Annotated in this window: 20 protein-coding genes; 15 read left to right on the top strand and 5 right to left on the bottom strand. The window is 66.5% G+C overall.

Translation table 11 applies throughout. The annotated features are described in order from the left end of the window. The first annotated feature begins 226 nt into the window (after positions 1-226). The 6 genes from Poly30_RS26950 (at position 227) to Poly30_RS26970 (ending at position 4,897) form a co-directional block, all read left to right on the top strand. The gene (locus Poly30_RS26950) at positions 227-748 is read left to right on the top strand and encodes a chemotaxis protein CheX (protein WP_145205263.1); all 522 of its coding nucleotides are present in this window, start codon (positions 227-229) and stop codon (positions 746-748) included. A gap of 100 nt (positions 749-848) precedes the next feature. Next, the gene (locus Poly30_RS26955; RefSeq protein ID WP_145205266.1) at positions 849-1,124 is read left to right on the top strand and encodes a hypothetical protein; all 276 of its coding nucleotides are present in this window, start codon (positions 849-851) and stop codon (positions 1,122-1,124) included. A 234-nt stretch (positions 1,125-1,358) separates the two neighbouring features. Continuing rightward, on the top strand, positions 1,359-1,532 hold the full coding sequence (locus tag Poly30_RS28995; RefSeq protein ID WP_419190725.1) for a hypothetical protein: 174 nt from the start codon (positions 1,359-1,361) through the stop codon (positions 1,530-1,532). Beyond that, on the top strand, positions 1,529-3,601 hold the full coding sequence (locus tag Poly30_RS26960) for an ATP-binding protein (RefSeq protein WP_145205269.1): 2,073 nt from the start codon (positions 1,529-1,531) through the stop codon (positions 3,599-3,601). The genes Poly30_RS28995 and Poly30_RS26960 overlap by 4 nt, the downstream gene beginning before the upstream one ends. Before the next feature lie 4 nt (positions 3,602-3,605). Beyond that, positions 3,606-3,974: a response regulator gene (locus Poly30_RS26965; protein ID WP_145205272.1), complete on the top strand. Its 369-nt coding sequence runs from the start codon at positions 3,606-3,608 to the stop codon at positions 3,972-3,974. 56 nt (positions 3,975-4,030) lie between these two features. After that, complete coding sequence (locus Poly30_RS26970) at positions 4,031-4,897, top strand: methyl-accepting chemotaxis protein (protein ID WP_145205275.1); 867 nt, start codon at positions 4,031-4,033, stop codon at positions 4,895-4,897. Between the two features lie 7 nt (positions 4,898-4,904). On the opposite strand, the gene Poly30_RS26975 is transcribed toward Poly30_RS26970, so the two are convergent. Together Poly30_RS26975 and Poly30_RS26980 are read right to left on the bottom strand one after the other, a co-directional pair. Continuing rightward, positions 4,905-6,134 carry a cysteine desulfurase-like protein gene (locus Poly30_RS26975; RefSeq protein WP_145205278.1) on the bottom strand — a complete coding sequence of 410 codons (1,230 nt, stop codon included), beginning with the start codon at positions 6,132-6,134 and terminating at the stop codon, positions 4,905-4,907. Positions 6,135-6,246: 112 nt separating this feature from the next. After that, positions 6,247-7,317: a hypothetical protein gene (locus Poly30_RS26980; RefSeq protein ID WP_145205281.1), complete on the bottom strand. Its 1,071-nt coding sequence runs from the start codon at positions 7,315-7,317 to the stop codon at positions 6,247-6,249. A gap of 145 nt (positions 7,318-7,462) precedes the next feature. Here Poly30_RS26980 and Poly30_RS26985 point away from each other — a divergent pair, with 145 nt between their 5' ends. The 9 genes from Poly30_RS26985 (at position 7,463) to Poly30_RS27025 (ending at position 18,413) form a co-directional block, all read left to right on the top strand. Next, entirely contained in the window at positions 7,463-8,590 is a 1,128-nt protein-coding gene (locus Poly30_RS26985; protein WP_419190726.1) for a DUF3500 domain-containing protein, read from the top strand. Between the two features lie 36 nt (positions 8,591-8,626). Further along, a complete protein-coding gene (gene hemC / locus Poly30_RS26990; protein ID WP_145205287.1) occupies positions 8,627-9,556 on the top strand; it encodes a hydroxymethylbilane synthase in 930 nt (309 codons plus the stop codon). 4 nt (positions 9,557-9,560) lie between these two features. Then, entirely contained in the window at positions 9,561-10,280 is a 720-nt protein-coding gene (locus Poly30_RS26995) for a uroporphyrinogen-III synthase (protein WP_145205290.1), read from the top strand. Positions 10,281-10,378: 98 nt separating this feature from the next. Further along, the gene (locus Poly30_RS27000) at positions 10,379-10,843 is read left to right on the top strand and encodes a heme-binding domain-containing protein (RefSeq protein WP_145205293.1); all 465 of its coding nucleotides are present in this window, start codon (positions 10,379-10,381) and stop codon (positions 10,841-10,843) included. A gap of 50 nt (positions 10,844-10,893) precedes the next feature. Further along, positions 10,894-12,315, top strand: a complete 1,422-nt coding sequence (locus tag Poly30_RS27005; RefSeq protein ID WP_145205296.1) for a hemolysin family protein — start codon at positions 10,894-10,896, stop codon at positions 12,313-12,315. Positions 12,316-12,795: 480 nt separating this feature from the next. Further along, complete coding sequence (gene hemL / locus Poly30_RS27010; RefSeq protein WP_145205299.1) at positions 12,796-14,109, top strand: glutamate-1-semialdehyde 2,1-aminomutase; 1,314 nt, start codon at positions 12,796-12,798, stop codon at positions 14,107-14,109. Between the two features lie 39 nt (positions 14,110-14,148). Continuing rightward, entirely contained in the window at positions 14,149-14,763 is a 615-nt protein-coding gene (gmhA, locus tag Poly30_RS27015; RefSeq protein WP_145206447.1) for a D-sedoheptulose 7-phosphate isomerase, read from the top strand. A 124-nt stretch (positions 14,764-14,887) separates the two neighbouring features. Further along, a complete protein-coding gene (locus Poly30_RS27020; RefSeq protein WP_419190727.1) occupies positions 14,888-15,655 on the top strand; it encodes a M14 family zinc carboxypeptidase in 768 nt (255 codons plus the stop codon). A gap of 244 nt (positions 15,656-15,899) precedes the next feature. After that, the gene (locus Poly30_RS27025; RefSeq protein WP_419190728.1) at positions 15,900-18,413 is read left to right on the top strand and encodes a hybrid sensor histidine kinase/response regulator; all 2,514 of its coding nucleotides are present in this window, start codon (positions 15,900-15,902) and stop codon (positions 18,411-18,413) included. A 93-nt stretch (positions 18,414-18,506) separates the two neighbouring features. Here Poly30_RS27025 and Poly30_RS27030 read toward each other — a convergent pair whose 3' ends face one another. The 3 genes from Poly30_RS27030 to flgL are packed head-to-tail and all read right to left on the bottom strand — an operon-like array spanning position 18,507 to position 21,400. Then, a complete protein-coding gene (locus tag Poly30_RS27030) occupies positions 18,507-19,580 on the bottom strand; it encodes a GNAT family N-acetyltransferase (protein ID WP_145205309.1) in 1,074 nt (357 codons plus the stop codon). Further along, positions 19,577-19,957 carry a hypothetical protein gene (locus Poly30_RS27035; RefSeq protein WP_145205312.1) on the bottom strand — a complete coding sequence of 127 codons (381 nt, stop codon included), beginning with the start codon at positions 19,955-19,957 and terminating at the stop codon, positions 19,577-19,579. Before Poly30_RS27035 ends, Poly30_RS27030 begins: the two co-directional genes overlap by 4 nt. Before the next feature lie 27 nt (positions 19,958-19,984). Beyond that, positions 19,985-21,400 carry a flagellar hook-associated protein FlgL gene (gene flgL / locus Poly30_RS27040; RefSeq protein ID WP_145205315.1) on the bottom strand — a complete coding sequence of 472 codons (1,416 nt, stop codon included), beginning with the start codon at positions 21,398-21,400 and terminating at the stop codon, positions 19,985-19,987. Between the last annotated feature and the right edge of the window lie 2 nt (positions 21,401-21,402).

A 21,402-nucleotide genomic window follows, 5' to 3' on the forward strand; every position in this document is an offset into this window, starting at 1 on the left:
GAGATCGGCGCAACAGCGCCCCGGGCTTGGGCCAAGAATCGGGAAATCCCGTAGCAATGAACCCTTCCCTGAGCGCGCCGATCGAGAGGTGGGCCCCTTCGACTCGCGGGTTGCGGCTCCCCGGGGGAACATTCCCATTCGCGGGATTGAGCGGATCAACCTCAGGGGATTTACCTAGAGGTCCTCAACCTTGCAGCGCCATGAGGCCGACCAGAGCAGGACTATCATGAAGCTTGCTCACCTCGCACAAACGACTCTCGACGACGCAGGAAGGGCCCTCATCCCTGCGGTTCCCCCGGGCGCCAAAGGCGAACCCGCTCAGCTCTGCCGCGCCGCCGTCATCGGCTTCGCTGGTAGCCAGGTTCGTGGCACGCTCGGCGTCGCCACGAGCCAGGCCGGGCTGGACCGAATCCTCGCCAGGACGGGTCCCAGCGACGACCTGGCAACCTGCGATCGCACGCGGGCCGAGGATTCGCTGGCGGAACTCTCGAACCTGCTTCTGGGCGCCATCAAGCGTGCGTGGGTTCGTCGAGGTCTGGAGTTCACCCTCGCCACACCGCTCGTCATTCGAGGTCTCTCGATCGAGATCTGCGGAGGCGAGAACAACCAGTGGTTCTCCACCGAGTCGAGCGCGGGTGACGATCGCGTCACATCCTGGCTGGACATCCACTACGACGAGAACCTCGAAGTCCCGGACCACGACGTGGAGACGGACCTCGTCGCCGAGGGAGAGACCCTTCTGTTCTAGATCCCATGGGGCAGGCCTGAATCGTTCAGGCCAGTGCCTTGGTTGAACCGGCTCCTCTTCCTGGGGCCGTCTTCCTGCTCGCCCGCTCCGTCTCGCTCCCATGAATCCCCGCCCCGATCCCACCGCCGATCACCCGATCAACCGAAAGCAGCCTCCGCGCAAACGCCTCGACAAAGGTCGAGTCGTGGCGCGCGTGCTTCTTGCGCTGTGGATGCCGACGGTCGCGCTGGGTGTCGGATCGCTCATGGTCGGTCATTGGGCACCGCTCCCGACGCCCGAGATGACGTCGACGGGAGAGCTCGCCCGGGCGACGAAGGCGCTGGTGAAGCGTACCGACGGCGAAGCGCGCCGATGGAGCCTGGTTCACGTTCTCTAAGGAAACTGCGGCTGTTCGCGTCGAGTCGCGGAGTACCTGTTCTCCGACGACAGGGCGACCGCTATCGACATCGACGAGCACCTGATCATCGTCGACGACGCCCAGGACGAGCCGCTGGCCACCGGCGCCTCCGCCCTGGGCTTCCGGGTCCATCACGAGACCCAGACCTCCCTCCGAGAGCGCTACGGGATCGAGTCCGCACCGCTCTTCATCGCCATCTCACCTGAGGGCGAAGTGGTCTTCCTGGGCGGGTACACCGAACGCAAGCAAGGACTCGCCTACCTGGATCTCCAGACCCTGGAGCAGCTCCGCGCGGGCATCCAGCCCTCCCCCCTTCCCGTCTATGGCTGCGGCGTCTCGACCTCGCTCCAGTCCGCTCTCGACCCACTCCGGATCAAGTACCCATGAGCTCTACTCCTCAGCACCCCGACTCGCCGCCCATACACCCGACCGGCGGTGAACCGACGTCCCTATGGACGCGCTTCCTCAGCGCCGCCGTCCTCCCGAAAACCGTCAGCGCCTTCGAAGCCAGCTACCTGGCCCGAATGAACAAGATCGCGCTCTGGTTCTTCATCGCTCATCTGCCGGTGTTCATGCTGGTCGCCTGGGCAAACGACACCGGCGTGGTCTCCGTCGCCTTGATGACGCTCGCCGTTCTCGCCGTCCCGGTGCTGGGTTGCCGCGCCATCGAATCGGAGCGCAGGAAGTCCTACGTCTTCGCCTTCACATCCATGTGCATGGGAGGCGTCCTCGTCCATGCGGGTCAGGGTCCAGTGCAGATCGAGATGCACTTCTACTTCTTCTCGATCCTCGCGATTCTGGCGCTGTTCGCGAACCCGATGACGGTGATCGTCGGCGCAGGCACCGTCGCCGTCCATCACCTCGCCCTTTGGTACCTGGCGCCCGCCAGCATCTTCAACTACGACGCGCCGCTCTGGGTCGTGCTCGTGCACGCCGCATTCGTCGTTCTGGAGGCGTTCGCTGCCGGATTCATCGCGCGCAACTTCTTCGACAACGTCATCGGCCTCGAGAAGAAGGTGGAAGAACGCACCGCACAGCTCCGCGAACGCAACCGCGAGATGCAGGTCGTTCTGGATAGCATCGAACAGGGAATCGTGACCGTCGACGCCTCGTGCCAGCTGCTTCCCGAGCACTCCTCGTCGATCGAGACCTTCTTCGGCGAGTTCGTACCCGGCGAGACCTTCGCGGATTATCTGAGCCGAAGCTGCGTGACGACGGCCGAATGGTTCTCGATGAACTGGGAAGCGCTCGCCGACGGGTTTCTCCCGATGGAGCTGGCCATCGACCAGCTTCCCAAGCACGCCCGGATCGGCGAGTCCAGCTACGACTTCGAGTATCGCACCAAGCTGGACGACAGCGGCGAGCTGGAAGCTGTCCTCATCGTCGTGTCGGACAAGACGAATGAAGTCGCGCGTGAGCACGCCGAGGCTCTCCAGAGAGAGGTCCTCACGATGCTGGAACGAGCGATGAAGGACGAGCGAGGCTTCGCCGCGTTCTACAAGGAATCCACGGCGCTCCTCGCCAAGGTCGAAGGCGCCTCGCACGAGAGTGCCACGTCTGAAGAGAAGCGGGCCCTCCATACGATGAAGGGCAACGCCGCCGCGTTCGGTCTCGGATCGATCTCCAAGGCGTGCCATGAGCTCGAGAATGCATGGGGGCGAAGCACGCTGCTTGAGGCCGAGACCGCTTTCGAGGCGCTCAAGAACCGCTGGCTGGAGCTTGGCGAGACCGCGGAGCGCCTCCTTGGCGACGCGGACGAAGACACGATCCGTGTCCCCGCATCCCAGCTCGAGACGCTGCTCGAACTGGCCGTGGACGGAGGCTCCGAGAAGCTGGCCGCAGAACTTGCCGAACTCCTGCTCGAACCGACGTCTCCAGCGCTGGAACGTCTGGAAAGCCAGGCTCTTCAGATCGCCGAGCGTCTCGAGCGGAGTCCCCTCAAGACCCATGTCGAGTCCCACGGCGTGCGTGTCCAGCGCGCGAGCTTCCAGCCGCTCTGGTCGGCGCTCGTCCACGTCATCCGCAACGCCATCGATCACGGCATCGAGGCACCGGAGGAGCGCCTCGACGCCGACAAGGACGCGGCAGGGAAGATTTCGATCCGAACCCAGGTCGTCGACGGTTCCCTGATCGTCACCGTCGAGGATGACGGCAGAGGCATCGACTGGGAGCGTGTTCGTACGAAGGCCTGCGAGGTGGGGCTTCCGAACGAGACATGTGACGACCTCGTCAACGCCCTGTTCGCCACGGAGTTCACGACGCGCGACAGCGTCTCGGAACTCTCGGGCCGCGGGGTCGGGCTGGCCGCGGTCGCCAACGCCATCGAGAACCTCAAGGGCTCCATTTCGGTCACGTCTCTTCCCGGTGAGGGGACGCGTATGCAATTCGTGATTCCACTGGAAACCCACTCTACCCAACTCGTCGCCGACTCTGCCCAGAGCCGCCAGACCTCCTGATCCCATGAGCAAAATTATCATCGTCGACGACTCCGCCACCATGCGGAGCCAGGTTCGCCAGGCACTCGCAGCTGGCAACTTTCAGCTGGTCGAAGCGGTCGACGGCCAGGACGGCCTCGACAAGGTCAACGCAGACCCCGACATCAGCGTCATGATCCTGGACGTCAACATGCCGCGCATGAACGGCATCGAACTCGCGGAGGCGCTCTCCAAGAACGGGCGCGTCGCCAAGGGTCTGAAGATCGTCATGCTGACGACCGAGGGTCACGCAGACCTGATCCAGCGCGCGAAGGCCGCCGGCGCCAAGGGCTGGATCGTCAAGCCGTTCAAGCCGGACCTGCTTCTGGCGGCCGTCCAGAAGATGGCGGCCTGACCCTTTTCGCGTCAGCGCAACGACCCCTCTCGACCGCTTCCACCTCGCACGCTACCATGCCGCAAGCTCCTGATCAGAACTTCCACGCCGTCGTCGGCGTGGAGGTCGAAAAGGTTCTACAGGACTCCGAATACGCCACGCTCGCTCTGGGCGCCAACCTGAGCGAGATCGTGGCGAAGGCGGAGGAATTCGTGGAACAGCTCCAGGGCAGCGTCGGCGTGATCGGGTCGAGCGGCGAGGGGAGTATCTCCCACACGCTCGACCTCCAGACCGCAGCGACCGATGCTTTCGTCCGCGACCTCGGAGTCGTCATTGCGGACAACTCGAACATCGCGGATCGCGTCATCGAGACGACGGGAAACGTCTCCGAGGCCGCGCAGGCGGTCTCGGACGTCGCCTCGGCCGCTCGTATGCTTTGCTTCAACACGAAGATCGAGGCCGGGCGGCTCGGCGATCTCGGCCGACCCTTCATAGTCATCGCAGACCAGATGCGCGAGTTGAGCGAGGCCATCGCCCAGTCCAACGATCGAATCTCACTCTTGACCGCAGCGCTCACCCCGCTCCTCAAGGAAGTGAAGTCGAGCGTGCACTCCCTGCAGGGTCGAACCTCGGAGTTCACCGTTCAGAACGGCGAGCACCGCGAGGCCATCCAGACGATGTCCAGGAAGCTACAGAACGCAACGGCCGATACCATCGCCGCTGGCGACGAGAAGCTCGCCGAGATCATCGCTCGATCCGGCGACTCCCTGGTCGCACTCCAGACCCAGGACATCGTCAGCCAGAGGTTGAGGAAGATCCTGACGCTCGTCGCCTCGCTCGCCGACAACGCCGACGCCAAGCACCCGCAAGACATCGGCTTCCTGTCAGAGGAGCTGCCGCCGAGCGAGGATAGCCTGAACGCCGGCGAGATGGAGCTATTCTGAGAGACAGCTAGGGCGCCAGGAATGCGTCGAGGCTGGCGATCAGTCGGTCGACCTCCGAGGGCGTGTTGTAGTGCAGGAGGCTCGCGCGAACGACGCCACCTCGCTCATGGAGTCCGAGCGCTTCCACCGCTCGATAGGCGTAGAAGTGCCCGAAGCGGATCGCGATCTGCTCCAGGTCGAGTGCCGCAGGAACGTCCGACGCATGACAGCCGTCGACCGTGAACGCCACGGTCGGAACGCGCGTAGCACGATCCGATGAAGTGCTTCCCAGCACGTGGACGCGCGGGGCCGAGCGGAGAAATTCGAGGAGGGGCGCTACCAGTCGAGCCTCTGCGTCCGCGAAGAGATCGAACGCGTGCTCGGTGCGTTCAGAGGCCGCCGCAGAAGCGTTGCCCCCGTGGTAGACGTGAATGGCATCGAGGTAGTCCGAGATCCCAACGAGTCCGGCCACGGCCTCGTGCATGACGCCGCCCGGCTCGTACTTGTAGGTGGTTTTCCCGTCGCCCACGAAGAAGTGGTTGACGTTGCGCCCTTCCAGCAGCGCCTCGCGCCGCCCGTACAGAACGCCCACGTGGGGTCCGAAGACCTTGTAGAGGCTCGCCACGTAGAAGTCCGCCCCGAGCGCCCTGACCTCCACGCGCCGATGCGGAGCGAACGCGACTCCGTCCACGCAGGAGAGCGCGCCCGCTCGCCGGATTCTCGCCGTGATCTCGGGCACATCGTGGATCGTGCCCACCACGTTCGAGCAATGGGTGAACGCGACGAGGCGAGTCCGGTCGCTCAGGAGTTCCTCGAGGTCGTCCAGCTCGAGCCGCATCGTCTCCGGGCGGAAGCGCCACTCGCGGATCACGATCCCCTGGGCCTCCAGCCTGCGCCACGCACCGACGTTGGCCTCGTGGTCGAGGTTGGTGACGATGACCTCGTCGCCGGCGCGCCAGGTCGGGACGAGCGCCGCCGCGAGCCGCCCGGTAAGAGCCGTCGCCGACGGCCCGAGCACCGTCTCGTCGACGTCCGCACCGAGCAGCCGCGCAGCGGCCCCGCGCCCGGCTTCGACGGCGGCACCCGCCGCCACCGAAAGATCGTAGCTCGCCCCCAGCTGCACCGCGTGCGTCGACATGTAAGCGGCCACGCGCTCGATGACGGGCCGCGCGGGGACGCTGCCCCCTGCGTTATCGAACAGCGCCCAGGGCGTCTGGAGAGCAGGGAACCAGGTCCGCGCGAAATCAATGTCCAGCATCGTGATGGTGGGGTCGTTCCTCGTTGCATCGTCGAACGGCGCCGGCGGCCCAAATGGCGCCGGCTGCGAGGAGGAGGCGATCGACTCTACCAGCGATGCGGCTCGCTCGCCGTCAGCGAACGCGGCCTTTCAACTCCGGATTCGCCTCGAGGAGTGCCTCCATCGTCGGCGCCTCGTAGACGCGCTGGTTCGGTCCGGTGCCATCGTCCTCGGTGATCTCGACGCGAACGCCGTCGGGCGTCTGCTCGATGCTCATGCTGGAGCTGGAGGAGAACACCGATGAAGGCGCCGGAACTGCGCCCGGGGCCAGCGGCTGCGACCCGCGGGGCGAGCTGCCGGGACGCAGCGCACCACCCTGCAGGTCCTCGAACTGCTGGCGCATTCTCTCAACGCGCTGGCGCATCTCCTCGAAGGGGTCGGTCGCCTGCGCTCCGTTCAGGTCCTGCCCGCGATTCGATCCGAAGAGACTCGGTCCGCGGCGGAAGAACCCGCTGCCACCCCGGCCGAAGAAAGGGTCGCCGGCGAAGAAGTCCTGCATGAAGGGATCGTTCTCGAGCATGTCCTCCATTCGCTGCTGCATCGCTTCCAACGGGTCCACCTGGGTGAACCCACCCCGTACGCCCGGGACCCGAAGGGGATTGCCCGGGGTGAACGAGCGTCCGGCGCCACCGCGGTCGATCTCGCGAAGGGCCAGGCGGGCGGTGAAGGCCAGGTCCGGATCGCCGCCGTCCGAGGCAATCGCCTGGAGCGCAGCGCGAGCGAGCGGCTCCTCCATCGCCTGGGCCGTAATTTCGTCGAAGGCGGCCTCGCGCTGGTCGAGGTCCGAGCGCCGGAGTCGCAGCCGGAAGCTCTCTTCCAGCTCGTGCCGGTCGAGCTTGCTCGACCGGGCAGGATCCCCGTCGACCATCGATCGAAGCGGCACGGTTCTGCCGGAGGTTCCGGACGCCCCGTCGGGCGGGGCCTGGGCCCCGCTCCGGCCCGGAGCGTTCCATTGACCCGACGCGCTCCTTGGATCCGGCGCGCTCCATGGATCCGGCGCACTCGATGGATCCGGGGCACTGGATGGACGGGGCACATTGGGCCGAAGCAGCCCCTCGAGCGGGTCGTCCTGTGCAGAAGCCGCGAAGGCGGCAGCCGTCAGCGCCACGGCAGACGCCGCGGCCATCCACGTGTTCTTGTTCATGATAGGTCCCCCCCATGGGGCTCTACGGTTCATGTTTCGTTGCGCCTGGAGCGACACGGCGAAAACCCGCCGCCCCGTGTGCGCTGCCCGTCGGGTACGCCGTGGAAGTGGCACCGTTGGCCGAAATTTCGCCTACCCTGGCGCCATGCTCCATTCCCCCACGCCCACCCAGGCCCTCGTCTCGAGGTTGGCCCCTGGCGCCTCGTTCCTGTCCGTCGGCTTGCTTGGGATGGTCGCCTGGCTGGCCACTTTGCAGGCTCCCGCTCCCCTGGACCCCGCGACCCCACCCCAGGGCGCCGAGACCGGGGACGGAATCGCCCGCGGACACTCGATGGCCGCGTACACGAAGGGATTTCTGAGCCAGCTCGACGAGGGAGGGCGCGAACTTGCCACGGCCTCGATGGACGACCCGGAGCGCCGACAGTGGGCCTTCGGACCCGTTCGCCGTGAGGGCATCCGCCTGGATCAAATCAACCAGCAGCAGTTCGGCCTGCTGGAGGCCCTGCTCGACACGGCCCTCTCCGAATCGGGCATGGCGGCGTGGCATCAGATCCGCGACCTGGAGAACGTCCTGCGCAAGCTGGAGTCCACGCCCGAGCGAGTCGCCGAGCACCGCGACCCGAACCTCTACTGGCTGCGCATCTACGGCACGCCCGACGCCAGCGAGTCCTGGTCGTGGCGCTTCGAGGGCCATCACCTGGCGCTGCATGTCACCTGCCGACCCGGTTCCACCCCCACGGTCACCCCGCTGTTCGTCGGCGCGAATCCGCTGTTCGGCGCGAGCCGCCAGGGGATCGCAATGTCCGATGAGAAACCAGCGCAGGTCGAGGCCTTCGCCGACCTCAACGCCGCGTTCAACGTGCTCATCGGCGAGCTGGACGACGGTGCCGCCCTCGCAGCCGCCCCCGAGATCTCCGGCGTAGGCCCCACCGATCGACCGGGCGACGTTCGGATGGCCCCGGGCCAGCGGGAGCTTCCAGAGGCGTCGGGCGTTGCCCGCGCCCAGCTGGGGTCCGCCGCGTCCGAGGCCCTCGACCGTCTGCTCACGACGTACCTCGAACTGATCGATCCGGAGCTGCGCACCTTCTCGCTGGAGAGCTCGCCCGCGGACGAGGTCCACTTCACGCGCTGGGGCGGCACCACGCTGGCGGAGCCCCGGACCTGGTCCATCGTCACGAAAACCTTCGCCCTCGAGCTCGCCACGACCGACGGCCCCCATCACGTTCACGCGCTCCTGCGCGACGTGACCCGCGACTTCGGCGGCAAGGAGTAGCCGCACGCGGCCCCGGGATCTGCGATACTTTTCCGCATGATTCATCGGCTGGCAACCCGCGGCAGCGCCCTGGCTCTCTGGCAGGCCCGCCGCACCCAGGAACTCCTGCGCGAGGCAGGCCACGACGCGGAACTCGTCATCATCGAGTCGAGCGGCGACCGCGATCGCCAGACCGACCTCGCGCGCTTCGGCAGCATCGGCATCTTCACCGTCGAGGTGGACCGGGCCGTGACCGATGGGCGCGCGGACATCGGCGTGCACAGCCTCAAGGACATGACGACGACGCTGCACGAAGGCGTGCAGCTCGCGGGCTGCCTGGAGCGCGGCATGATCGAGGACGCGCTCGTCGCGCGCGACGGGCTCAGGCTGCACACGTTGCCCAGGGGCGCCACCGTGGGTTCCGGCTCCCAGCGGCGCGGCGCGATGCTGCGCGCCGCCCGGCCGGACCTGAACGTCGTGCAGATCCGCGGCAACGTGCCGACGCGCCTCGGAAAGGTCACGGGCGGCGAGCTGGACGCGACCGTGCTGGCGCGCGCGGGCCTGGTGCGCCTCGGGCTCGACGGCCATATCACCGAGGTCCTCGATGCGAAGCGCTTTCTGCCCGCCGTCGGACAGGGCATCGTGGGGCTGACCTGCCGCGTGGACGACGACGAGCGCGCCGATGCGCTCGCCCGTCACGTTCGCGATGCGGATGCGTGGGCGGCGGCCATGGCCGAGCGCTCGTTTCTGCGCCGGATGAAGGGCGGTTGCAACGCCCCCGCCGGGGGCCATGCCACCGTCCGGGACGGTGAACTCGTTCTCTCGGGCCGCGTCCTCTCGCTCGACGGAGCCGAATCGGTGGAGGGCCGCGTCGAGGGACCGATCGACGACGCGGAGGCGCTCGGCATCCGGCTCGCGGACGATATCGATCGACGCGGCGGCGGGCGATTGATCGAACTGGCCCGGGCGGCGAGCCAGGGGTCCTGATTCGATGGCGACCACCAACGAGCGGAGGATCTCGCTGACGGGTCCAGCGTCGGAAAGAGCGGCGAAGCGCTGGATGGACGCGGTCTACACGGTGCCCGGCTGGAAGCCGCTGCACTTCCCGCTCGTCCGGATCGTCGGCCAGGCGATTCCCGAGTCGCGAGTCGGGCTCCTGCCGAGCTTCGTCGCGGTCACGAGCCAGAATGCGCTCCCCGCGCTGAAGCATCTGTGGGATCGCCGTACCGACGTTCGCGACGCTCCGCACGCTGCGGTGGGAATCGCCACGGCCCGGGCCATGCGCGCGCTCGGCGTCGACCCCGTGATCGTGGGCCCGGCAGAAGACGCGGGCGCCGCGAGCCTGGCCGAGGAGATCCTCGCCCGCACCGAGAATGGCCAGACCATCCTGTGGCCGCGTGGGGACCGCGCGACCGATCTACGCGAGCGACTCGTCGTCGCCGGGCGGATCGTGCAGGACCCGATCGCCTACCGTACGGAAGACGAGGAGGACTCGGTGGTCCCGAAGAACCTGTCGGCGGTGTTCTTCGCCAGCCCGTCGGCGGTGAAGGTGTGGCTGAAGACACCGGACATCCCGCGCGTCACGGCCATCGCCATCGGCCAGACCACCTACGCGGAGCTTGCGCCCGAGTACGCGCGTTTCTCGCGGATGGTGAGGCTCGCCAAGCCGACGCCGCTGGCGCTGGCCGACGCGCTGGCCGCGCTTCCGTAGACGCCGGGCTGTGACGTTGTTGTGTACGGTTACGCACGCATGCCATGGATTACCGGGATGTCACGCAACGCGCGAGGGGGAAGACCCAGTATCCAGTCATGAAGACCCTCCGCCGCGCCCTCCTCGTGCTTTTCGTTCTCTTCCTGGCCATCCAGCTAGTCCCCGTCGATCGGGCCAACCCGCCGGTGACCGGGGACGTCGACGCTCCAGCCGAGGTGAAGGCGATCCTGGAGCGCTCGTGCTACGACTGCCACTCGAACGCGGTCAAGTGGCCCTGGTACAGCTACGTGGCGCCGGTCTCGTTCCTGGTGGCCCACGACGTCGAGGAAGCGCGCGAGCACCTCAACTTCTCCGAGTGGGACAAGCGCAACGAGTCCAAGCGAGCGAAGATCCGCGAGGAGTGCTTCGAGGAGTGCGAGCAAGGGGAGATGCCGCTCCCGATCTATCTGATCATGCACCAGGAAGCGAAGCTGAGTGAGGCGGACCTGGCGGTGCTGAAGGCCTGGGCCGGGGTGGCCGGAGGCTCCGGAGCGGCAGGCGAGGACAACGAAACCGACGATTGAGCCCTGATCCAGAAGCGGACCGGTGAAGAGGTTCCTGTTACCGTACCGCCATGTTGGATCCGGAAACCCTGGGCGCAGGCGACGCCCATGCCTCGATCGACGCGGCGGGCATTGCCTGGCGGCTCGGGGCCACCCTCTTCTTCGTCCTCTTGAACGGGTTCTTCGTCGCCGCCGAGTTCGCCCTCGTGAAGGTGCGCGAGCCGCGCATGGCGAAGCTGGCGCGCGAGGGCAACAAGACTGCCCCGCGGGTCCAGCACATCCTCGGGCACCTCGACCAGTACCTGTCCGCGTGCCAGCTCGGGATCACCCTCGCGAGCCTCATCCTCGGCGCGCTCGGCGAGCCCGCGGTCTCGGTCATCCTGATTGCGCTGGCCGAGGCGATGGGCATCACCGTCGCGGACAACGCCTCGTGGCTGCCGATCGTCTCGATCGGCCTCGCCTTCGCCGTGATCACGACGCTCCACATGACCGTCGGCGAGCAGGCGCCGAAGATGTGGGCGCTCCGCAAGCCTGAGTCGACCGCGCTGAAGGTCAGCTCGACGCTCCGAGCCTTCAACTTCGTCTTCAAGCCGTTCATCATCGCGATCAACTGGATCTCGAACTGGATCCTCCGGCTCTTCGGCCTGCCCGCGGACCTCGGGCACGGCGACTCCCACAGCGCCGAGGAGATCCGCAGCATCCTGTCGCTCTCCGTTCACGCAGGCGACATCTCGGAGCATGAGTTCCAGCTGACCGAGAACGTCTTCCGGATGATCGAACTGGAGGTCCGGCACATCATCGTCCCGCGGGTCGAGGTCGATTTTCTCACGCAGGAGCGCTCGAACGAGGAGAACCTCGAGCGTATTCGGACGAGCGGTCACTCGCGCTTCGCGCTCTGCCGCCAGGGCCTCGACTCCATCGTCGGCATCGTCCACGCGAAGGACGTGCTCGATAGCCTCCTGCAGGGAGAAACGCCGGTCCTCTCGGATCTGGCGCGCGAGCCTCTCTTCGTCCCCGACACGATGTCGATCTCGAACTTCCTCCAGGAGGTCCAGATCAATCGCCAGCACTGCGCCGTCGTCCTGGACGAGCACGGCACCGCGATCGGCCTCGCGTTCCGTGAGGACGCGCTGGAGGAGATCGTCGGCCCGCTCGGCGACGAGTTCGACGACGCCTCGAACGAGTTCCGCCCCCTGGCGGACGGCAGCTACGAACTCAGCGGGCGCCTGTCCGTTCCCGAGGTGCTGGACCGGCTGGACTTCGAACTCGACGAGGAAGAGGAAGAGGAGGAAGACACGATCGGCGGTCACATCACGGCTCGCCTGGGACGCCTGCCGAAGACCGGCGACACCGTGCGAGTGGGGCCCTATCGCGCGACCGTGCTCGACGCCTCGAAGCGACGCGTCCAGCTCGTGAAGCTGACGCTCGTCGAAAAGAACGCCTCCGAGGAGCAGGCAGCGGAGGCAGAAGAGTCGGAGGCCGACTCGATATAGCCGGGCTCTTGACGAGCGTGACCTCGTCTTCCACGCGACGCAGCCCGAGGAAAGCTCAAGCTAGTGCCCTGAATCAGAAGTTCGTCGCATTAGTTTCGCCTGTTTCGCTCCGTAGCTGCGTTGCCGAACCTTGGACGGAACTACTGCTACGCACTGCGGTTCGGACGCCTTGCTACGAAACGAAACAGACTGAAACTAATACGACGAACTTCTGATTCAGGGCACTAGTGCCCCGAATCAAAAGTTCGTCGCATTAGTTTCGCCTGTTTCGCTCCGTAGCTGCGTTGCCGAACCTTGGACGGAACTACTGCTACGCACTGCGGTTCGGACGCCTTGCTACGAAACGAAACAGACTGAAACTAATGCGACGAACTTCTGATTCAGGGCACTAGCTCGCAGGAATCGGCCACGCGCGACAAGCTCCGAGGCATACGCTCGAGTCGATCGCTTACAGGGAGTCCATCGCATACACTGGGCGGCGTGACTCCCCCACCATTCACGCTCTCGAAGAGCGAAGCGATCTTTGCCGAGGCCCAGCGCCTCATCCCCGGCGGCGTCAACAGCCCCGTGCGAGCCTACAAGGCCGTCGGCGGCGTGCCGCCGCACCTCGTCCGCGGCGAAGGGCCGCTTGTCTGGGACGAGGACGGTAACGAGTACGTCGACCTCGTCGGCTCCTATGGGCCGCTGATCCTCGGACATGGCAACGCCGAAGTCCGCGAAGCGCTGCACGCCGCCGTCGACTCCGGCACGACCTTCGGAGCGCCGACGCGCGGGGAACTGGAGATGGCGCGCACGATCACGGAGCGCGTGCCGGGCTGCGAGATGGTCCGCCTCGTGAACTCCGGTACCGAAGCGACCATGTCGGCGGCTCGCCTGGCTCGGGCTGCCACGGGACGCCCGAAGATCCTGAAGTTCGAAGGCTGCTACCACGGGCATGGTGATTCGTTCCTGGTCTCAGCCGGCAGCGGCGCGCTCACCCTCGGCGCGCCCGACTCCCCCGGCGTGACGAAGGCCACCGCCGCCAACAGTCTCGTCGCCGTCTACAACGACCTGGATTCGGTGAAGGCCGTCTTCGACGAGCACGGGAGCGACATCGCCGCCGTGTTCGTGGAGCCGGTCGCTGGCAACATGGGGACCATCCCGCCGGAGGCTGGCTTCCTGGAGGGGCTTCGCGCCCACTGCGACGTCTCGGGAGCACTGCTCGTCTACGACGAGGTCATGACCGGTTTCCGCGTCGCGAAGGGCGGCTTCCAGGACCTGAGCGACGTGCGCTGCGATCTCATCACGCTCGGCAAGGTCATCGGCGGCGGGCTGCCCGTCGGCGCTTACGGTGGACGTTCGGATCTGATGATGCAGGTCGCGCCGGCGGGACCGATGTACCAGGCGGGCACCCTGAGCGGCAATCCGCTCGCGGTGGCGGCGGGGCGCAAGACGCTGGAGATCCTCGGGCGCCACGGCATCTACGAGCAGCTGGAGTACGCGGGATCCACTCTCCAGAAGGGCCTCATGCGCGTGGCCCACGAGCACGGCCGCGCCATCTCCGTCGGTCGCGTCGGGTCGATGATATGCCCGTACTTCTCGGCCGCGGTGCCCCGGAACCTGACCGAGGTGACAGCCACCGATCGCGAGGCCTGGGTTCGCTTCTTCAACGTGATGCTGCGCAGTGGCATCCTCTTGCCGCCCTCGCCCTACGAGGCCATTTTCCTCTCCGTGACGCATACGCAGCCGGTCTTGGACAGGATCCTGGAGGCTGCCGACCTCGCGTTTCGCGAGATTCGATCCACCGCCGAATAGTCGACCGTCATGACCTCCTCGACAGATCTTTCTGCCCACATGCCCGCTGACGTCCCTTCGGGGTCACTGGCCGCGATTCGAGCGTCCTTCCAGACCGCGCGTGCCACGCTCGATGCGTTTCTCGGCGACGAATCGAACCTGGAAGCCGTCGGCCAGTTCGCGGCGCTTTGCGAGGGCGCGCTGACGAGCGGCGGCAAGCTCATGGCCTGCGGCAACGGCGGCTCCATGTGCGACGCGATGCACTTCGCGGAGGAATGGACGGGGCGCTTCCGCGGCAACCGCAGCGCGCTGCCCGCCATCGCCTTTTCGGATCCGAGCCAGCTGACCTGTATCGCGAACGACTTCGGCTACGACCAGGTCTTCGCGCGCTCGGTGGAGGCCTACGGGCGCCCGGGCGACGTGCTCGTCTGCATGTCGACGAGCGGCGGCAGCCCCAACGCGATCCTCGCCGTTCAGAAAGCGAAGGAGATGGGGATCAAGACCGTGGCGCTTCTCGGCAAGGGCGGCGGACAGATGAAGGACCTCGCGGACCTCTCCATCGTCGTTCCCCATGCGACCACCTCGGATCGCATCCAGGAGATCCACATCAAGGTCCTGCACATCGCCATCGAAGCCGTCGAGCGCTCGCTCTTCCCGGACAACTATGCGTCCTGATCCTCGTCTCGAAAGGCCTCCTGTCCGTTCGCTCCCGGGCGTCGTCGTTCTCTGCTTCTCCCTCGGCTTCAGCATCCTGGGCTCGTACGGCTGCGCCACTTCTCGGCCCGGGGAGGGCTCGGCGATGCAGCCGACTCGCTCGGTCGACTCGCTCACCTGGGAGACCCTGGGGACCAGCCGCGACGGGCGGGCCGTCCGCGCCACGACGATCGTCGGCAGCGGCGCTGGCGAGACGGGTGGCCGCGCCAGGCGCAAGGCCGCCGTCATCGCCGGGATCCATGGCGACGAGCGTGAGGGAGGACGGCATCTGCAGGAGCTGCTCGCGCTGCTCCTCACGTCGGACGACACCGTTCGCGTCTACGAGGACGTCAATCCTGACGGCACGGCGCGCGGCTCCCGAACCACGGTCCAGGGCGTCGATCCCAACCGCAACTGGCCCGCGAAAAACTTTCAGGCGTCGAGGCAGTGCGGCCCCGAGCCGCTCTCGGAGCCGGGCGTCGCCGCGGTCCACGGCGACCTCGTGGACTTCGCACCCGACATCGTGATCGTGCTCCATTCCACGCGACGCGGGCCTTTCGTCAACTTCGATGGTCCGGCGGAGCGCGAGGCGGCGGCCTTCGCCGAAGCAGCGGGCCCCGCCTGGTCCGTCCAGCCCTCCATGGGGTACCCGACGCCCGGCTCCCTCGGATCGTGGATGGGGGTCGACCGCCAGGTGCCGATCCTCACGATCGAGTTCGACCGGGATTGCGCGCCGGAGGTGAGCGGGCCCGCGTTGCTCGCTGGAGTGGCCGCCGTTCTGGGCGGAAGGGCTCCGACACCGGAGCGCTGGTCGACCGCATCACAGGGCGGGCCCTTATCGGGCCAACCTGACGACGAGTTCCACGTGCGCTGACAGTGTCAACGGAGCTGGCGGGGTCAAAGGAGCTGGCCGGGTCAAAGGAGCTGGCGGGGTCCGACCGCGCTGACGGGGTCCAAGCGCGCTGAGAGGGGCCTCAATTCGAGAGCCGGGCTCATGCTCTCCCTTTGCCTCAATTGCTCCGTAAAGCGGATCCGAACTTCCCTAATGGAGTCCCCTTAGATCGGCATCCTCGCCCGGAAGCATGCTTCCGAATGAGTCGATGGGACCACAAGACCCCATGAGCCCAGAGCAGAACCCCATTGCCCAGTGCTGCCCCATTCCAGGAGCCGCGAAGGAGCCCGCCTATTGCGACGGCGCCCAGCGCTTGCTGGGCACGATCGGTGACACCCTCTACGTGGGTGGCGCCATCCTGTCCTGGTGCTTGGACGACGAACGCTCCAGCCCGCGACCCTGTCTCGATAGCATCGACTGGACCGCGTCCAGTCGGCTCCTCCTCGGACTGAAGCACGATGGGCCCCTGACGCCGCGCCGTGCTCTGCGGCTCGTGACACGCAAGGAGCGACCAGCCCTGGTCCGCGCCATCCGGGAAAGCGCCCGATCACACCGCAGCTTCCGTCAAACGATCCACCTCACCGACAGCCGCGGCAAACAGGCATGGGTCGAGGTTTCGTGCACCGTCGAGCCTGAGTTCGACGCGGGTTCCACGATGACCCTCGTCTTCCAGAACGTCTCACAAAGCCGTCTTCGGGAAGCAGCGCTCCGTAGAGAGATTCTGCGGAGAGACCAGATGGCGCGGATGGCAGGGATCGGGACGTGGTCCGTCGAAATCGCCTCCGGGGAACTCACATGGTCCGACGAGGTCTTCAACATCCACGAGATGGAGCCGGGCTCGACTCCCTCGGTCGGGGAGGCCATCGCGTTCTACACCCCCGAGGACGCCAGCGTGGTCGAGGAGCGACTCGAGCGCCTCCTTCGCGACGGCATTCCCTACGAGATCGTCAACCGCATCATCACGGCGAAGGGGAACCGTCGCTGGGTCCACGCGCTGGCCGAGTTAGAACTCGACCCCGATGGCGAACCGCTGAGGATCATCGGAAGCTTCCGCGACATCACGGAACAGCACGAGGCAGAAACCAGGCTGCGGGAGAGCGAGGAACGGTACATGTACGCGCTCGAGGGCGCACGCGACGGCCTCTGGGACTGGGTCATCCCCACTTCCGAACTCCACCTGTCGCCCCGGTGGAAGGAGATCATCGGGTACGCAGACCACGAGATCGGCAATCATTTCGATGAGTGGGCCAGCCGCGTGCCCGAGGACCAGAGAGAGCAAGCGTTGAAGGCCTTCGAGGCCTGCGTGAGCGGCGTAACGCCCGACTACCGCGCCGAGTTCCAGATGCGGCACAAGGACGGCTCGTATCGCTGGATCCTCGCGCGGGGCAAGATCATGGCGCGCGACGCTCACCATCAGCCGCTCCGAGTCGTCGGCACCCACACGGATATCACGGAGGAGGTCGAGATGCGGAACGCGCTCGTGGCCGCCAAGGAAGCCGCCGAGCAGGCGACCACCGCGAAGTCCGAGTTCTTGGCCACGATGAGCCATGAGATCCGAACGCCGCTCAACGGCATCCTCGGGCTCACGCAGGTCCTGATGGGCACCGAACTCGGCAGAGAGCAGGCCAACTATCTCAACGTGATCCTCGGTTCGGGCACGGCGCTTCTGGAGATCCTCAACGACATCCTCGACCTGTCGCGGACCGAAGCCGGCAAGCTGGTGCTAGAGGACGTCCCGTTCCGCCCTGCGGAGTGCGCGCGGAGCACGATCGAGCTCCTCAAGCACGCGGCCACGAAGAAGAAGAACCTCGAACTCCAGCTCAGAGTCGACGACGATGTCCCGGAGGAGATCATGGGTGACCCGGCCCGACTCCGGCAGGTGCTGCTCAATCTCGTGGGGAACGCCGTCAAGTTCACCGAGAGCGGATTCGTGCGCGTCACGCTGTCTACCCTCGTCGGAGAAGGCGATCGTCGAGACCTGATGATCTCGGTGCGCGACACCGGCATCGGGGTCACGCAAAAGGACGCCACCCGGCTGTTCGAGGCGTTCACCCAGGCGGATTCGACCACCACCCGCCGCTTCGGCGGGACCGGTCTCGGGCTCTCGATCTCGAGGAATCTCGTCCACCTGATGGGCGGGGTGATCGGCTGTCGACCCCACCTGCAAGGCGGCTCGGTCTTCTGGGTCGAGATCCCCATCGTCGAGCCAGCCGCCGGGTCCGCGCCTGCGGCCACGATCCCCGAGCTTCGGAGCAGCAGCACCGCCCCTCAGCGCGCGCTGATGGCAGCTCCTCGAATGGAGTCCATCGAAGGACCCAAGCAACCGGCTGCGGATCCCGCCGGGGACGGCCCTTCCATCCGTGCGCTCGTGGTCGAAGACAATCCCATCAACCAGATCGTCGCGCGCCGCATGCTGGAGAAGCTCGGGTGCCACGTCGTCATGGTCGCCGATGGCCAGCGCGCGGTGGACACCACCGCCCAGGAGGCCTTCGACATCGTGTTCATGGATTGCCAGATGCCCGTCATGGACGGCTACGAATCCACGCGCTTGATCCGTGAGCGCGAGGCCCGGCTCGGACTCCCCCGCCTCCCGATCGTGGCCATGACGGCGAACGCGATGGCCTCCGACCGCGAAGCGTGTCGCGGGGCAGGGATGGACGACTACGTCTCCAAGCCTGTCCTCCTGGACGTCCTGAGGGCCGTTATCGAGCGCGTCGTCGCCCCGAGCAAGGCCGCCTGAACGCGGGAGGCGCGGGGGCGAGACGACGAGAGCGAACCACACCGTCTTCGAAAGCGGCGTGGCTCGCCCGTCGAGCCGATGAGTCGATCGCGATCAGATGCTGTCGAGACCCCAGACGAACGGCGACAGAGGCAGTCCCGGCAGTGCGGCGCCGACCTCCTGCTCGATCACTTCCACGACGCGGCGGTCGCCGCGGGGCGGGCAGATGGCCAGGAGGATCTCATGATCGGTCAAGCGCAAGGTGCCCTTCGGACCCGCGATATCGATCGTCTTCTCCGACGTGGCGCTCGCCGTCACTTCCTTGGGCAGCGCCGCGTTGAACGTCTGAGCCATCGCCTTCGTGCAGCCGAGGTGCGCCATGGCGAGGACCCCCTGGGCGCCCTCCGCTCGCACGAACTTGAAGTACGCGCGGTAATCGGCCTCGGTGTCTGGAACCATCATGAAGATTCGGTCGTGCTCGTTGCGCGCCTTCGCCCAGATCTGACTGACGATCGGAAGGACCGCGTCGGGCTCCCCGCCCCACTCGTGGATCACCTGGCCGAGGTCTTCGCCGCGCCCCATGCATGCATAGCCGACGACCTTGCCGTCGCGCTCACAGACGTAGGTCTGCATGTTCGGCACGCCCAAGAGCGCCTGCGTCTCCTCCTTGATGCGCAGCGTCCGTGACACATGGCTGCTGTAGAGCGAGTGAATGGCTCCATGATCGTCATACGTCGCAGGACGCACGCCGACCGGCTCGGGCAGCAGGATCGCGTTGCCGTGCTCGATCACGTAGACGTTCTCGGTGCCGAACGGGATCCAGCCGCGTGCCTGGTACCACTCGGGATCATCGGCCCAGAGCATCGAGAGCGCCGCGCCCTGGTGCTTCGCCTTCTCCAGCGTCTCCGCCACGACCCGCGAGCCGTAGCCACGGCCGCGAATGCTCGGCGCCGTCGCCACCGAGCCGATGAAGGCCACGGGGACGTCCGCCGTGGGAGTCGCGAGGGTTCGCGCGATCCAGGCGCAAGTCGACACGACTTCGTCGTTCTCCTCGACCGTCTCGACGCGTCCCGTGGCGTTGGATTGGAAGATCAGCGGATACTCCGCCGAGAAGGACCGGCCGTCCCGGAGCACGAGCTCCATCAGGGCCAGGGCGGCTTCTTTCTGGGTGGTGAGTTGCGTGGTCATCGGGCTTCTCCATGGCCTGTGCGGGGCCGGTCGGTTGGGGTTTGAGTCTCGGTCAATAGTGAATGGGGATCGGAGCCATCGCGTGCTTGCGCAGCGCGGTAGGCCTCCAGGAGTCCGCTGCCCGCGAGAACAGCCTCCTCCACGGAAGCGCGCGCGTTCATCACGGCCTGGCCTAGCTGGCGCGGGTCCTCGATGGACTCCGACGCCGCATCGAGATCGCGCGCGGATCGTTCGAGTCGCTCCAGGAGCGCCCTGAAGGCGGCGCCCGCCTTCTCTGTCTCGGCGCTGCCGAGTGCGTCGCCTTTGGGACGCCCTGTGGCCTGCACTGCAGTGCCACCGAGGACGCCCGCGACGCCGGTCTTGTCAGGATTCATCATCACGATTCAGTTTCGGATCCGCGCTGCCTACAGGTAGTTGAGCAGCGATTGCTGCATGAGTCTTGCGCCGGTCGCCTGAGCGAGCTGGAGCGTCTGTTCTGCACGCTGCAGGTCGAGCGCGACCTGCGCGTAGTCCGCGTCTTCGACGTTCGAGACGAGGCCTTCGACCGTGACCCGCAGGTCTTCGAGCCGGGTGGAGGCGACCTCGATGCGCTGGGAAGCTGCGCCGAGCTTTCCGAGCCCGATGAGCAGGTCGTCCTGGCTGCGGTCGAGCTCGCCCAGCCGCGACTCCATCCGACGGATGAGAACGTTCCGATCGGTGCCCTCCGGCATCCGAAGGTCGGCGACGACGCCGCGGATCGTCTCGAAGATGCTTGGCGTTCCCTCGAAGGTCACCAGCTCCGAACCTGCGCGGAACAGCTCCGTGGTATCGACGTGCAGGACCGTGCCGGACGATGGGTTCTCGATCCGCAGATCGGTCTCCGTCAGGTTGACCGCCGTGTAGGTATTGCCATCCAAGGAAAGAGACGCCGTGCCCGACACCGTCGTGGTGAAGTCGAGGCCTGTCCATCCCGCGAGGTCCACGCTCACGCGCGCGCCGTTCTCGTCGAAGGCCACCATGGCCGTCGGCACCGGCGACGGGATCGTGATCGGATCCCCTGCGCCGAGCTGGATCGTGCCGCTTGCGGACACGACGAGCGGCTGGTCTCCGACGAGGGTGTCCTTGCCGTCGTTCGACAGGAGAATTCCCTGGCCCATCGTCCCGAGGGTGCCGTCCTGGCGAACGAGCAGCTCTTCGTACCCTGTGCCGCTATCCGCCGTGGTACCGGACCGAATCCCGGTCACCTTGCCGAACTCGGTCGAGGTGTAGGCGTACTTGTCGAAGACCTCCTTGCCCGTCACGTTGAGCGTCACTTCCGCTCCGCGGCTCGTGAGAACCTTCTGGCGCTCGTCGTTGCCGTGATACGTGATGACCTGCTCGCCGTTCACGCTGGTCTCCTGGAACGGCTGAACGTTCGTGGCGGTACCACCGAAGAGGTAGCTGTCGCCGCTTCGCGTGTTCGCGATGTCCAGCATCTGACTCTCCAGGAGCTCGATCTGGCTGGCGACGGCCCTCCGATCTCGCTCGTTAAGCGCACCGTTCATGCCCTGGATGATGAGCGATCGAATCTCCGCGAGCACCCCCGACCCCTCCTGGAGTCGGGAGCTACCCTGTTCGACTTCTGGCTTCGCGCCGGAGGTCGAAGCGACGAAAGACTCGATGGCGCCGATCTGACGGCGGAGCGAGAGCGCCACCGACGTGCCAACGGGATCGTCGGAGGCGCGAACGATTCGCTTGCCGCTCGACGCCTGCTCCTGAGCTCGGATGAGCTTGCCTGTGTTGGCCGTGATACCGTCGCGAACCAGCGCGAAGATCCGGCCCTGTGTGGGACGAATGGACATGA

Origin of the sequence: Saltatorellus ferox, from assembly GCA_007751475.1 — a bacterium.
Classification (GTDB): domain Bacteria; phylum Planctomycetota; class UBA1135; order UBA1135.

Excerpts from the sequence above, each read along its gene's own strand:
- Poly30_RS27025 (WP_419190728.1), top strand. The coding sequence starts at position 15,900 with ATGAGCCCAGAGCAGAACCCCATTGCCCAGTGCTGCCCCATTCCAGGA.
- gmhA (WP_145206447.1), top strand. The coding sequence starts at position 14,149 with ATGCCCGCTGACGTCCCTTCGGGGTCACTGGCCGCGATTCGAGCGTCC.
- Poly30_RS27005 (WP_145205296.1), top strand. The coding sequence starts at position 10,894 with ATGTTGGATCCGGAAACCCTGGGCGCAGGCGACGCCCATGCCTCGATC.
- Poly30_RS26955 (WP_145205266.1), top strand. The coding sequence starts at position 849 with ATGAATCCCCGCCCCGATCCCACCGCCGATCACCCGATCAACCGAAAG.
- Poly30_RS26980 (WP_145205281.1), bottom strand. The coding sequence starts at position 7,317 with ATGAACAAGAACACGTGGATGGCCGCGGCGTCTGCCGTGGCGCTGACG.
- Poly30_RS26970 (WP_145205275.1), top strand. The coding sequence starts at position 4,031 with ATGCCGCAAGCTCCTGATCAGAACTTCCACGCCGTCGTCGGCGTGGAG.
- Poly30_RS26995 (WP_145205290.1), top strand. The coding sequence starts at position 9,561 with ATGGCGACCACCAACGAGCGGAGGATCTCGCTGACGGGTCCAGCGTCG.
- Poly30_RS27035 (WP_145205312.1), bottom strand. The coding sequence starts at position 19,957 with ATGATGAATCCTGACAAGACCGGCGTCGCGGGCGTCCTCGGTGGCACT.
- Poly30_RS26965 (WP_145205272.1), top strand. The coding sequence starts at position 3,606 with ATGAGCAAAATTATCATCGTCGACGACTCCGCCACCATGCGGAGCCAG.
- Poly30_RS26950 (WP_145205263.1), top strand. The coding sequence starts at position 227 with ATGAAGCTTGCTCACCTCGCACAAACGACTCTCGACGACGCAGGAAGG.
- flgL (WP_145205315.1), bottom strand. The coding sequence starts at position 21,400 with ATGTCCATTCGTCCCACACAGGGCCGGATCTTCGCGCTGGTTCGCGAC.
- Poly30_RS26975 (WP_145205278.1), bottom strand. The coding sequence starts at position 6,134 with ATGCTGGACATTGATTTCGCGCGGACCTGGTTCCCTGCTCTCCAGACG.
- Poly30_RS26985 (WP_419190726.1), top strand. The coding sequence starts at position 7,463 with ATGCTCCATTCCCCCACGCCCACCCAGGCCCTCGTCTCGAGGTTGGCC.
- Poly30_RS27000 (WP_145205293.1), top strand. The coding sequence starts at position 10,379 with ATGAAGACCCTCCGCCGCGCCCTCCTCGTGCTTTTCGTTCTCTTCCTG.
- Poly30_RS27020 (WP_419190727.1), top strand. The coding sequence starts at position 14,888 with ATGCAGCCGACTCGCTCGGTCGACTCGCTCACCTGGGAGACCCTGGGG.
- Poly30_RS26960 (WP_145205269.1), top strand. The coding sequence starts at position 1,529 with ATGAGCTCTACTCCTCAGCACCCCGACTCGCCGCCCATACACCCGACC.
- hemC (WP_145205287.1), top strand. The coding sequence starts at position 8,627 with ATGATTCATCGGCTGGCAACCCGCGGCAGCGCCCTGGCTCTCTGGCAG.
- Poly30_RS27030 (WP_145205309.1), bottom strand. The coding sequence starts at position 19,580 with ATGACCACGCAACTCACCACCCAGAAAGAAGCCGCCCTGGCCCTGATG.